The sequence below is a fragment of the Thermophilibacter sp. genome (assembly GCF_966187215.1).
This window is the reverse complement of record NZ_CBIFYV010000068.1, coordinates 1-10,906: the sequence shown is the minus strand read 5'-3', so window position 1 is coordinate 10,906 and position 10,906 is coordinate 1. Positions and strand designations below refer to the sequence as shown.

Sequence of the window (10,906 nt, the reverse complement as noted above, 5' to 3'; positions counted from 1 at the left end):
CGTCGAGAAGGGCGGGACGGAGGGAAGACCGCGCAACACGCGGCGGGGGGACCCTTCTGGGCCCGCCCGCCACTGCCGAGTCTGGTGCTGCGAGTCGTCCGCGCTAGATGAACAGCTCGCCGGTGTTACGGTAGTTGTCCGCGAGGTGCGTCCCCACGACCCCGAGCGCGAGGCCGGCGACGGTGGCGAGTGCAAACTTGGTGATGGTTCCGAGCATGGTGGATTCCCTTCTCTCGGCGGGCCTCTCGCCCGCTCCCAACTGACGAGGTCATCCTCGCGTGCGCGGATGAACCCACCGTCTCGCCTGCGTAAACGCGGTCGTTAACGCTGCGTTCACGAGGATGTCGTTCAATTGCGGGCAACGATGAGAGGGGGCGCCATGGCCAACATCCTGGTGGCGGAGGACAACAGGAACGCGAACAAGCTCATCTGCGCCGTCCTGCGCCGGCAGGGCCACGAGCCCATCGCCGCCTACGACGGCCGCGAGGCGCTCGACGCCTTTGACGAGCATCACATCGACTTGCTGATCGCCGACGTCATGATGCCGCGCCTGGACGGCATGGAGCTCGTCCGCCAGCTGCGCGCCGCCGACTATGACCTGCCGATCCTCATGCTCACGGCCAAGAGTGCGCAGGAGGACAAGAACGCCGGGCTCATGGCCGGCGCGGACGACTACCTGACCAAGCCCGCCAACATGCAGGAGCTCGTGCTACGCGTGCGCGCCCTCCTGCGCCGCGCCGGCGTGCGCGACGAGCGGCGCATGGAGGTGGGCCGCGTGGTGCTCGACGCCGACGCGCTCGCCGTGGTGCGCGGCACCGAGGAGGTCCGCCTGCCGCCCAAGGAGTTCCGGCTGCTGCAGTTTTTGCTGCAGAGCCCTGGCCACACCTACACGCGCCTGCAGCTCCTGGACGAGGTCTGGGGCTGGGACACCGAGAGCGCCGAGCGCACCGTGGACGTGCACGTCAACCGCCTGCGCAGCCGCTTCGCGGACTGGGACGACTTCCGCATCGAGACGATCCGCGGCCTGGGCTACCGCGCCGTGGTGCCCACCGCGTGACGGTGCCGCGCCACCAAGGCGCCGCCGCGCGCATGCTACACTGTGCGGACCAACCGCATAGAGGGCACGGTTCGAAGAGCTGCTACGCCTAGTAGATGAAAAAAGGATTCCGGTTTGACCCCGGATCAGCACACGGCTGTGTCAAGGATGGCGACCGCGCGCGTCGCCAGTCCTGCCTTGCCCTCCCGACGCCCGGACTCCGGGAGAGAGCGAGGCACCATGTCTCACAAGATTGTCGACAACGAGAAGTACGGCGAGAAGCCCCTGGTCACGCGGCTCGCCGCCGGCGCGGCGGCGCTCGCGCTGGCGCTGACGGTTGCCGCGTGCGGCTCCGCGCCCGCGACTGACGCGAGCACCGACGCCGGCTCCGACGGGGCCGCTGCCGAGCAGCAGGCCACCATCGCCGTGACCGTTGAGATCGACGGCTCGGCCGGCGAGGTCGATCCCACCACCGCCGAGGTCGAGGTCCCCGAGGGCGCCACCGCCTACGACGCGCTCGTGGCCACCGGTGCCGACGTCAACGCGAGCGACTCCGAGTACGGCATGTACGTGGCCGGCATCAACGGCCTGGCCTCCGGTGACTTCGGCGACACGAGCGGCTGGCTCTACAGCGTCAACGGCGAGGAGGCCCAGGTGGCCTGCTCCGAGTACGAGCTCGAGGCCGGTGACGTCGTGACCTGGACCTACGTGACCGAGTTCTAGTCGTGGGCGCGCGCGTCGCACACACCGCCCTCGACGCGAGCCACGCGTCCGTGCCCGCCCTGCTCTATGCGGGGCTCGTGGCGGTCACGATGCTCGCGGTGCACCCCGTGGTGGCGCTGGCGTCGCTCGCCGGGGCGCTGGCGTGCTCGGCGCTCACGCGCGGCGCGCGCACCACGGGACACGGCCTCGTCTGGCAGCTGCCGATGCTCGCCCTGGTGTGCCTGGCCAACCCGCTCTTCTCGGCGCGCGGCTCCACGCTCGTGGCCAAGTGGGGGACGGTCTCGGTCTACGCCGAGAGCCTGGCGTACGGCGCCACGATGGGCGCGGTCATGGTGGCCGTGGTGGTGTGGCTGGAGTGCGCCGCGCGCGAGCTCACGCAGGACCGGCTGCTCTCGCTCATGGGCGGCCGCGCCCGCTCGCTGCCGCTCGTGACGTCGATGGCCGCGCAGCTGGTGCCGCAGCTCACGGCACGGGCGCGGACGGTGTGCGCGACCCAGCTGGCCTGCACCGCCGCGGGCGTCCGGCCGCCGCGCCGCGCCGCGCTCGTCCGGACCTCGACGATGCTCATGAGCTGGGCGCTCGAGGACTCGGTGGGCCGCGCCGACGCGATGCGCGCCCGCGGCTGGGAGTCGGGACGGGCGCGCACGTGCTACCGGCCGGACCGCCTGCGCCGGCGGGACGCGCGCGACCTCGCGCTTCTCGGCGCCCTCGTGGTTGCGGCCGCCGCCGGTGCCCTTCTCGCCTGCGCGTCCTGGCGCTTCTATCCCCGCATGCCCGAGCCGGGCCCCTGGTGGGCGTTCGCGCCGTTCGCGCTGCTCGCGGCCGTGCCCGCGCTGGCGGAGCTGGCGCGCCGCGTGCGGGAGGGGCGGCTCGCATGAGCGCGGCGCTTTGTTTCGAGGGCGTGGGCTTCTCGTATCCCGACGCGGACGCACCCGTGCTGCGCGACGTGTCGCTCGAGGTCCCAGAGGGCGCGTTCGCCCTGCTCGCCGGGGCCACCGGCTCGGGAAAGTCCACGCTTCTGCGCCTGGCCAAGCCCGAGGTCGCGCCGGCCGGACGGCTCTCCGGCACCGTGCGCGTCCTGGGCGGCGACGCGCGCTCGCTCGACCCGCAGGCCTCGGCGCGCGCCGTGGGCTACGTCTTCCAGAGCCCCGACGAGCAGGTCGTCTGCGACACGGTCTGGCACGAGATGGCCTTCGGGCTGGAGAACCTCGGTGTGCCGGAGGGCGAGATGCGCCGCCGCGTGGCCGAGACCTGCAGCTTCTTTGGCATGGGGCCGTACTTCCGCGCGCGCACGGCGGAGCTGTCGGGCGGGCAGCGCCAGCTCGTGGCGCTGGCGGCCACGCTCGCGCTGCGCCCGCGCGTGCTCCTGCTCGACGAGCCCACGTCCATGCTCGACCCGCTCGCCGAGAAGGACTTCCTCTCGCTGCTCTTCCGCGTGAACCGCGAGCTGGGCGTCACCGTGGTCGTGGCCACGCACGCTCCCGAGGCCATGGTCGATTACGCGACCTGCGCCTTCGAGCTGTCGGACGGGACCGTGCGGGCGGTGGAGCCGGCCTCGCTCGCGCACCCCGCGCCGCTCGCGGCACCCGCGCGCCGCGCGCTCCTGGAGGCGGGCCCGGCCGCCGTGCGCGTGGACGAGGCCTGGGCGCGCTACGCCCGCGACGCCGACTGGGTGCTGCGCGGGCTCGATCTCGAGGTGGGGGAGGGAGAGGTGCGCGCGCTCGTGGGCGCCAACGGATGCGGCAAGTCCACGCTGCTCTCGCTCGTGGCGGGCACGCTGCGTGCCCAGCGCGGCCGGGTGTCGAGTGCGCACGCGAACGACCAGGCGCTGCTGCCGCAGGACCCGCGGGCGCTTCTCGCCTGCGACACGGTGCGCGGCGAGCTCATGGAGTGGGCGCGCGGCGGGCGCTACGGCGCGGCCGAGGTCGACGTGGCGCTCGCGCGGCTTGGCCTGGCGGATGCGCCCGATCGCCACCCCTATGACCTCTCGGGAGGTCAGCAGCAGCTGCTGGCGCTGGAGAAGCTCCTGCTCACGCGGCCGCGGCTGCTGCTTCTGGACGAGCCGACCAAGGGGCTCGACCGCGCGGCGCGTGAGGCCGTGGCCGCGCGCGTGGCCGCGGCGCGCGACGCCGGCGCCACGGTGCTTCTCGCCACGCACGACCTGGCCTTCGTCCGGGCCGTGGCGGACAGCGTGTCGCTCGTCTTTGACGGCCAGGTCGCCGTGAGCGAGCCGGCCGCGGAGTTCCTCGAGCGCTCCTGGGTCTGGCACGCGTAACGCGCGATTGCCAGAAAATTCGAGTTACGCGTGCTCGGCAGCATACGTAACTCAAGAAGACCGTGCAAAAGGGCCGAGAAATACGAGTTACGCGTCCCCGCCGCAGTCGTTGGGGACGCGTAACTCACGATCGCTGGCAATGCTTAGTTGCGCGTGCACATGCCGCGCTACTCGAAGAGCAAGAACGGCTCGGTCTCGTCCATCTCGTCCTCGTCGAGGTCCTCGAGGTCGTCGACGTGGGCGTGGTCGTCGTCGTGCTCGTCGCCCCAGGCGTAGGCGTTGGCGAAGTCGTCGTCCTCGTCGACCACGGGCAGCGCGCTCGTGACGCTGCAGAGCCCGCTTATGGCCGGCACGATCTTCTGCCACTGGCAGATCACGGGCTCCGCGGGCGCGCCCTCGAGCTCGGTCAGCGAGTCGAGGAAGATCTCGTGCGCGCCCTCGAGCAGGTCGGAGGTGCGGCGGACGCGGCTCAGGCAGTCGGCGAACTTCTCCATGGCCTCGTCGGGGTTCTCGGCCTCCACCACGCAGGGCATGAGGCAGTAGTTGTCCTTGGAGTCGGAGTCGTCGTTGTAGCTGAAGTTGCCGATGTAGAGCATGGTGCCTCCTCCGTCGCGGGCGGGCTATGGCACACTGGTACCCATGATGCGGACAGGACAAACCCGGGGCGTCGCCGGACGGCGCCTGCTGGCCGCCCTGGAGGTGCCGGCGCTCGTGGCGGTGCCAGCGGCGATGGTCGCGCTCGCGCTGGCGGGCGTGCGCGCCACGGCGGGCCTCACGCTGGCGGTGGCGCTGCTCGCCGTGGGCCTGCTGCTCGCGAGCTTCGAGGCGTCGCGGCCCGCGCTGCGCCAGCTCATGCCCACGGCGGTGCTCGCGGCGGTGGCGGCGGTCGGCCGGGCGCTCTTCGCGCCGCTGCCGGACGTCAAGCCGGTCTCGGCCGTGGCCATCGTGGCGGGCGCGGCGCTCGGGCGGCGCAGCGGCTTCGTGGTGGGGGCGCTCGCGGCGCTGCTGTCCAACTTCGTCTTCGGCCAGGGGCCGTGGACGCCCTGGCAGATGTACGCGTGGGGGCTCGTGGGCTACGTGGGCGGCGCGCTGGCCGAGCATGGCGCGCTGGGCCGCCCGGCGGTGCTCTACGGCTGGGGCTTCGCGTCGGCGCTGGTCTACGGGCTCATCCTCAACGGCTACCACGTGCTCGGCTACGTTCAGCCGCTCACGTGGCCGGCGGTGCTCGCGGCCTGTGCGGCGTCGCTGCCGCTCGACGTCACGCACGGCGCGGCCACGGTGGCGTTTCTCGCCGCGATTTGGGTGCCGTGGGGCCGCGCGATCCGCCGCGTGGTGGCCAAGTACGACCTGTGAGACATTGGGGACAGGTTCGTTTGTCTCATTAAAATCCCTATGAGACAAACGAACCTGTCCCCAACGTCTCACTGCCGGCTGGCGAAGCGTTCCGGGTGCCACCAGCTGCGGCTGCTATGATGGGCGCACGTGGTGGACGCGCGGACGGAGGGGGACGGCGATGATCAATCTGGGCACGACGCTTCTGGGCATCATCAACACCACCTCCTACCACTCGACCAACCACCAGATCGCGACGTACGTGCTGGAGAACCTCGAGCGCCTCGACTACCTGAGCGAGCCCGAGATGGCGCGCGCCTGCAGCGTCTCCAAGAGCTCCATCAACCGCTTCTGCAAGGAGCTCGGCTACGAGAGCTTCGCCCGCTTCCAGGCCGACGTCCTGCGCTTCAGGCGTCGCAACAACTTCAAGTACGTCCTCGGCGCGGACGACGTGCGCAACCCCGATAGCACCCTGCTGCACAACTACTGCGCGAGCGTGGCGAGAAACGCCGGCCTTCTCGCCGCCAACGTCGACGACGCGGCGCTCGAGCAGGTCGCGCGCGACCTCGACCGCTACGACGAGGTGATGGTCATCGGCGAGATGCAGTCGGGCGACGTGGCCTACGCCTTCCAGCACAACCTCTTCGAGGCGGGCCGCGTGGTGACCGCCAACGTCTACGCGAAGGAGCAGCGCGAGCTTTTGGGGCGCCTGGGCCCCGGCGCGCTCGTGATCGTGTTCTCGCTCTTCGGGCACTTCTTCCGGCGCGTCTGCGAGGAGCCGGGCCAGCTCTCGCGCTCGGAGGGCACCAAGGTCTGCTGGATCACGTCGTGCCCCACGATGGCGCCTGACATGGAGGTCGACCTCGTCATCGACTGCGGCCTGGGCAAGAACCTGGCGGCCGGCAACCTCGCCATGGAGATGGTCGCCAACGCCATCGTGATGCACTACTGGCGCCTGCACCATCCCGAGACGTCCGCCTAGCGCGCCCGCCCTGCGCCGCTCGCCGCCCGTAACCTACCGCTCACGGCTGGCCAGCATTTTGGCCCTTTGACGCGAAGTCATCAAAACAAGGCTCTTAGCTGCGGTTTCGTGCTGCGAAACCGAGTTCCAGGTTGTGGAACCGAGTTTGGACGATATCAGAAGTTTCTCCTCCTACCATGCGATGTGACAAAGGGCCGCGCACCCGGGAGCGGCAGGCAGGTTTCACTTCACATGGAGGAGAAGAACATGGACAACGTCCAGTTGGCCAAGGACTGCGTGCGCCTGGTGGGCGGCAAGGACAACGTCGCCACCGTCACGCACTGCTTCACGCGCCTGCGCTTCCAGCTCAAGGACAAGAGCAAGGCCGACCTCGAGGCCCTGAAGGAGCTCGACGGCACGCTCGACGCCCTCGAGGTGGGCGACCAGACCCAGGTCATCATCGGCCCGCAGGTCAACGAGGTCTTCAAGGAGGTCGAGAAGGTCGTCGGCAAGAGCGTGGCCGATCCCACGCCCGTGAAGGACGACGCGGCGGCCGCGGCCGACGGCGCCGCCGACGCCGATAAGAAGGGCCTCTCGGTGGGCAAGCTGCTCGACATCGTCACGGGCATCTTCGCCCCGGTCATCACCGCGATCACCGCGGGCGGCATGGTCAAGGCGGCCCTGCTCATCATGGGCCTCTTCGGCCTGCCCACGGACTCGCAGGAGTATTACATCCTCAACTTCATCGCCGACTCCGTCTTCTACTTCCTGCCGATTCTGCTGGCCTTCTCGAGCGCCAACAAGTTCGGCTGCAACCCCTACATCGCGGCCATCGTGGGCGGCGTGCTGCTGCACCCCAACTGGACCGCGCTCGTGACGGCAAACGAGCCGGTGAGCTTCTTCGGACTGCCGGTCACGCTCTACAACTACTCCTCGAGCGTGCTGCCCATCATCCTGACAGTGCTCTTCATGTCCTTCGTGGAGCGCTTCGCCGAGAAGGTCTCGCCCAACGTGGTCAAGGCCGTCCTGCAGCCCCTGCTGACGCTCGGCATCACCGCGCCCGTGGCCCTCATCGTCATCGGCCCGCTCGGCTCGATCATCGGCGGCTTCCTCGCCTCGGTCCTCTCGTTCCTCGACACCAACGTGCCCGTCCTCGTTCCCACGATCGTCGGCGCCGTGTGCCCGCTGCTCGTCTTCGCCGGCATGCACCTCGCCATCTTCCCGTCCCTGCAGACCATCCAGGTCGCCGCGCAGGGCTATGAGACCGTCTGCGGCCCCGGCATGCTCGCCGCCAACATGGCCGTCGCCGGCGCCACCCTCGCCACGGCCTTCCGCGTGAAGAAGCCCAAGAACCGCGAGATGAGCATCTCCACCGGCATCACCGCCCTCTGCGGCATCACCGAGCCCGCCCTCTACGGCGTGGTCTTCAAGTTCCACAAGCCGCTCGTGGCCGGCATGATCGGCGGCGCGGTGGGCGGCCTGTTCGCCGGCATCACGCACCTCAAGCGCTACGCCTTCGCCACGCCCGGCATCCCCGCCCTGCCCACCTTCATGGGCGACGACCCTAACAACATCTTCCTCGCCATCGCCACGGTGGCCATCGCCTTCGTCGTCGCCTTCGTGGTCTCGCTCGTCCTGGGCGTGGACGAGGACGGCGCGGCCAAGCAGTCCGCCTAGCGGCGCCTCCGCATCGCAACGAACGACCAAAAGGAGCAGCACATGCCTTTCCGCAAGGACTTCCTCTGGGGCGGCGCCACCGCCGCGAACCAGCTCGAGGGCGCCTGGCAGGCCGACGGGCGCGGGCCCTCCATCGCCGACGTCATGACCGGCGGCACCGCGCACAAGAGCCGCACCCTCACCTACGTGGACGCGCAGGGCGAGCCCGGCCACCTCGAGTTCTTTGGCAACCTCCACGAGCCGCCCGCCGGCTCCACCTTTAAGACGCTGCCGGGGGAGTGGTACCCCAACCACGAGGGCATCGACTTCTACCACACCTACGAGTCCGACATCGCCCTCATGGCTGAGATGGGCTTCAAGGCCTTCCGCATGTCCGTGGCGTGGAGCCGCATCTACCCCAACGGCTGGGAGGAGGAGCCCAACGAGGCGGGCCTGGCCTTCTACGACCGCGTCTTTGACTGCCTGCGCGAGCACGGCATCGAGCCCGTGGTGACGATCAGCCACTACGAGACGCCGCTCGGCCTGGTGAACCGCTGGAACGGCTGGATGGACCGCCGCACCATCGACTGCTTCGTGCGCTACGCCCGCACGCTCTTCGAGCGCTACCGCGGCAAGGTGCGCTACTGGATGACGTTCAACGAGATCAACGTCATGAACACCAACGCCTGGCTCGGCGCGGGGCTGCCCTCCTCGGACCCAAAGGTCACGATGGTCGCCGCGCACCACATGCTCGTGGCCTCCGCGCGCGCCGTGAAGGTCGCGCACCAGATCGACCCGAAGAACCTCGTGGGCTGCATGCTCACGTTCAGCCAGGGCATGGTCTACCCCTACAGCTGCCGCCCGGAGGACGTGCACAAGGCCTGGGAGCTCGCGAACCGCTGCTACTTCTTCTCGGACGTGCAGGCGCGCGGCTACTACCCCAGCTACCAGCTGCGCCGCTACGAGCGCGAGGGCATCGACGTGGGCATGACCGAGCAGGACGAGCGCGACCTTGCCGAGGGCTGCGTGGACTACGTGGGCTTCAGCTACTATCGCTCCACCACGGTCTCCACCGACCCCTCCGTGCCGCTCGTGGACCCCGACTCGCCCATGAGGGAGATCCTGGGTGTGAAGAACCCCTACCTCACGGTCTCCGACTGGGGCTGGACCATCGACCCGCAGGGTCTGCGCAACGCCCTCGACAACCTCTACGACCGCTATCAGAAGCCCCTCTTCATCGTGGAGAACGGCCTCGGCGCGGTGGACGAGCTCGGCGAGGACGGCTCGATCGACGACTCCTACCGCATCGACTTTCTGCGCGCGCACGTGGAGGCCATGAAGGAGGCTGTCGAGAAGGACGGCGTTGACCTCATGGGCTACCTCTGGTGGGGCCCGATCGACCTCATCAGCGCCTCCACGGGCGAGATGAGGAAGCGCTACGGCTTCATCTACGTGGACCGCAACGACGACAACACCGGATCGCTCAAGCGCTTCCGCAAGCGCAGCTTCGACTGGTACAAGAAGCTCATCGCCTCCAACGGCGAGGACCTGGCGTAGGTGGGCGCCGTGGGGGCGGCGGCATATCTGGTCGCGGCGGCGAGCGCGCTTCTCGGCGGGTTCGTCCAGGGCGTGACCGGCTTCGGGGCGGGCGTGGTCGTCATGGTCGCACTGCCGGCGCTGCTCGCCGTGCCCCAGGCCGCCGCCGTCTCCGGCGCGATCTGCGTGGCGCTCACGGCCTCGATGACGTGGCGCTACCGTGCCTCCGTGCGCCCCTCGGCGATCGCGGGCCCGGCCGCGCTCTACGTGGCGGCGAGCGCGGCGGCCATCGTGCTGACCCGCGGCGTCGACCAGGGCGTCATGAAGGTCGCGCTGGGCCTCTTCCTCATGGTGCTGGCCGCCTACTCCCTGCTCGCGCCGGGCGGGGAGGGGCGGCGCGTCGAGGGCGCGGCGGCGCTCGCCTGCGTCGTCGTCTCGGGCGTCTGCGACGGCGCGTTCGGGATCGGCGGGCCTCTCATGGTGCTCTACTACCTCTCCCGCACCGACGGCGTGGAGGAGTACCTCGGCACCATCCAGGGCTTCTTCTGCGTCACGCTCATATGCGCGACGGCGTTCCGCCTTGCCACCGGCGTCATCGGGGCTGCGCAGCTCCCGCTCGTGCTTGGGGGCGTGGCGTGCGTGCTCGCGGGCGCCGCGCTCGGCGCGCGGGTGGTCGAGCGTCTTGACGCCGAGGCCCTGAGAAGGGCCGCCTACGTGGTGATCGGCCTCGCCGGGGCCGTGAACGTGGTTTCGGGACTGGTGTGACGGGGGAGGGTCCCCGTCCGCTGAGAGAAAGGTATGAACCATGGGACTCTTTGACGTGTTCAAGAAGAAGGCCGAGCCGGCGGGTCCGGCTCCCGTTGCCGCGCAGGCGGGCACGGACGTGCTCTGCGCGCCGGTGTCTGGCCGCGTGGTCGCGATGGCCGACGTGCCCGACCCGGTCTTCTCGGGCGGCGCGCTCGGCAAGGGCTGCGCCATCTGGCCCGAGGGCGACGTGGTGTACGCGCCGGCCTCCGGCACCGTGAGCGCGGCCATGGGCCACGCCGTGGGCCTCACCACCGACGACGGCGCCGAGCTCATCATCCACGTGGGCATCGACACCGTTGAGATGCAGGGCAAGGGCTTCACCACCCTCGCCGAGCAGGGCGCGCGCGTCGAGGCCGGCCAGCCGGTCCTCGGCATCGACCGCGCCGCCATCAAGGCGGCCGGCCATCCCGACTGCGTGGTGCTCGCGGTCTCCAACTCCGCCGACTTCGCCGACGTCGCGCTCACGGTCGAGTCGGAGACGACCGTCGAGGCCGGCGCGGTGGTCCTCAAGGTCACGCGCTCGTAGCCGGCCACGTGCGATCGCGGCGCGGGCGGCGGCATCCTCCACACGTCGCCCGCG

11 protein-coding genes are annotated in these 10,906 nt (G+C 70.1%); 10 read left to right on the top strand and 1 reads right to left on the bottom strand.

The window, feature by feature from the left end:
- The first annotated feature begins 379 nt into the window (after nucleotides 1-379).
- The 4 genes from ACWTSU_RS05825 to ACWTSU_RS05810 all read left to right on the top strand — a co-directional run bounded on the left by ACWTSU_RS05825 (nucleotide 380) and on the right by ACWTSU_RS05810 (nucleotide 4,034).
- Complete coding sequence (locus tag ACWTSU_RS05825) at nucleotides 380-1,057, top strand: response regulator transcription factor (RefSeq protein WP_455138937.1); 678 nt, start codon at nucleotides 380-382, stop codon at nucleotides 1,055-1,057.
- 219 nt (nucleotides 1,058-1,276) lie between these two features.
- Nucleotides 1,277-1,759: a DUF4430 domain-containing protein gene (locus ACWTSU_RS05820; protein WP_455138936.1), complete on the top strand. Its 483-nt coding sequence runs from the start codon at nucleotides 1,277-1,279 to the stop codon at nucleotides 1,757-1,759.
- A 2-nt stretch (nucleotides 1,760-1,761) separates the two neighbouring features.
- A complete protein-coding gene (locus ACWTSU_RS05815; RefSeq protein WP_455138935.1) occupies nucleotides 1,762-2,637 on the top strand; it encodes an energy-coupling factor transporter transmembrane component T in 876 nt (291 codons plus the stop codon).
- On the top strand, nucleotides 2,634-4,034 hold the full coding sequence (locus ACWTSU_RS05810; RefSeq protein ID WP_455138934.1) for an ABC transporter ATP-binding protein: 1,401 nt from the start codon (nucleotides 2,634-2,636) through the stop codon (nucleotides 4,032-4,034). Before ACWTSU_RS05815 ends, ACWTSU_RS05810 begins: the two co-directional genes overlap by 4 nt.
- A gap of 167 nt (nucleotides 4,035-4,201) precedes the next feature.
- Here the strand turns inward: ACWTSU_RS05810 and ACWTSU_RS05805 are convergent, their stop codons facing one another.
- Nucleotides 4,202-4,630 carry a hypothetical protein gene (locus ACWTSU_RS05805; RefSeq protein ID WP_455138933.1) on the bottom strand — a complete coding sequence of 143 codons (429 nt, stop codon included), beginning with the start codon at nucleotides 4,628-4,630 and terminating at the stop codon, nucleotides 4,202-4,204.
- A 46-nt stretch (nucleotides 4,631-4,676) separates the two neighbouring features.
- On the opposite strand from ACWTSU_RS05805, the gene ACWTSU_RS05800 reads away from it, so the two are divergent.
- From ACWTSU_RS05800 to ACWTSU_RS05775, 6 genes are all read left to right on the top strand, one after another.
- A complete protein-coding gene (locus ACWTSU_RS05800; protein WP_455138932.1) occupies nucleotides 4,677-5,387 on the top strand; it encodes an ECF transporter S component in 711 nt (236 codons plus the stop codon).
- Between the two features lie 160 nt (nucleotides 5,388-5,547).
- Nucleotides 5,548-6,348 carry a MurR/RpiR family transcriptional regulator gene (locus ACWTSU_RS05795; RefSeq protein ID WP_455138931.1) on the top strand — a complete coding sequence of 267 codons (801 nt, stop codon included), beginning with the start codon at nucleotides 5,548-5,550 and terminating at the stop codon, nucleotides 6,346-6,348.
- 246 nt (nucleotides 6,349-6,594) lie between these two features.
- Nucleotides 6,595-8,004: a PTS transporter subunit EIIC gene (locus ACWTSU_RS05790; RefSeq protein ID WP_455138930.1), complete on the top strand. Its 1,410-nt coding sequence runs from the start codon at nucleotides 6,595-6,597 to the stop codon at nucleotides 8,002-8,004.
- A 42-nt stretch (nucleotides 8,005-8,046) separates the two neighbouring features.
- Nucleotides 8,047-9,540: a glycoside hydrolase family 1 protein gene (locus ACWTSU_RS05785; protein ID WP_455138929.1), complete on the top strand. Its 1,494-nt coding sequence runs from the start codon at nucleotides 8,047-8,049 to the stop codon at nucleotides 9,538-9,540.
- Nucleotides 9,541-10,284 carry a sulfite exporter TauE/SafE family protein gene (locus ACWTSU_RS05780; protein WP_455138928.1) on the top strand — a complete coding sequence of 248 codons (744 nt, stop codon included), beginning with the start codon at nucleotides 9,541-9,543 and terminating at the stop codon, nucleotides 10,282-10,284. It begins immediately after the preceding gene.
- A gap of 40 nt (nucleotides 10,285-10,324) precedes the next feature.
- Nucleotides 10,325-10,852, top strand: coding sequence for a PTS sugar transporter subunit IIA (locus ACWTSU_RS05775; RefSeq protein WP_455138927.1), 528 nt, complete (start codon nucleotides 10,325-10,327; stop codon nucleotides 10,850-10,852).
- The last annotated feature ends 54 nt before the right edge of the window (nucleotides 10,853-10,906 follow it).

Bases quoted from the DNA above. Each gene is read 5' to 3' on its own strand.
- ACWTSU_RS05775 (WP_455138927.1), top strand. From the start codon at position 10,325: ATGGGACTCTTTGACGTGTTCAAGAAGAAGGCCGAGCCGGCGGGTCCG.
- ACWTSU_RS05805 (WP_455138933.1), bottom strand. From the start codon at position 4,630: ATGCTCTACATCGGCAACTTCAGCTACAACGACGACTCCGACTCCAAG.
- ACWTSU_RS05810 (WP_455138934.1), top strand. From the start codon at position 2,634: ATGAGCGCGGCGCTTTGTTTCGAGGGCGTGGGCTTCTCGTATCCCGAC.
- ACWTSU_RS05825 (WP_455138937.1), top strand. From the start codon at position 380: ATGGCCAACATCCTGGTGGCGGAGGACAACAGGAACGCGAACAAGCTC.
- ACWTSU_RS05820 (WP_455138936.1), top strand. From the start codon at position 1,277: ATGTCTCACAAGATTGTCGACAACGAGAAGTACGGCGAGAAGCCCCTG.
- ACWTSU_RS05785 (WP_455138929.1), top strand. From the start codon at position 8,047: ATGCCTTTCCGCAAGGACTTCCTCTGGGGCGGCGCCACCGCCGCGAAC.
- ACWTSU_RS05795 (WP_455138931.1), top strand. From the start codon at position 5,548: ATGATCAATCTGGGCACGACGCTTCTGGGCATCATCAACACCACCTCC.
- ACWTSU_RS05800 (WP_455138932.1), top strand. From the start codon at position 4,677: ATGCGGACAGGACAAACCCGGGGCGTCGCCGGACGGCGCCTGCTGGCC.
- ACWTSU_RS05790 (WP_455138930.1), top strand. From the start codon at position 6,595: ATGGACAACGTCCAGTTGGCCAAGGACTGCGTGCGCCTGGTGGGCGGC.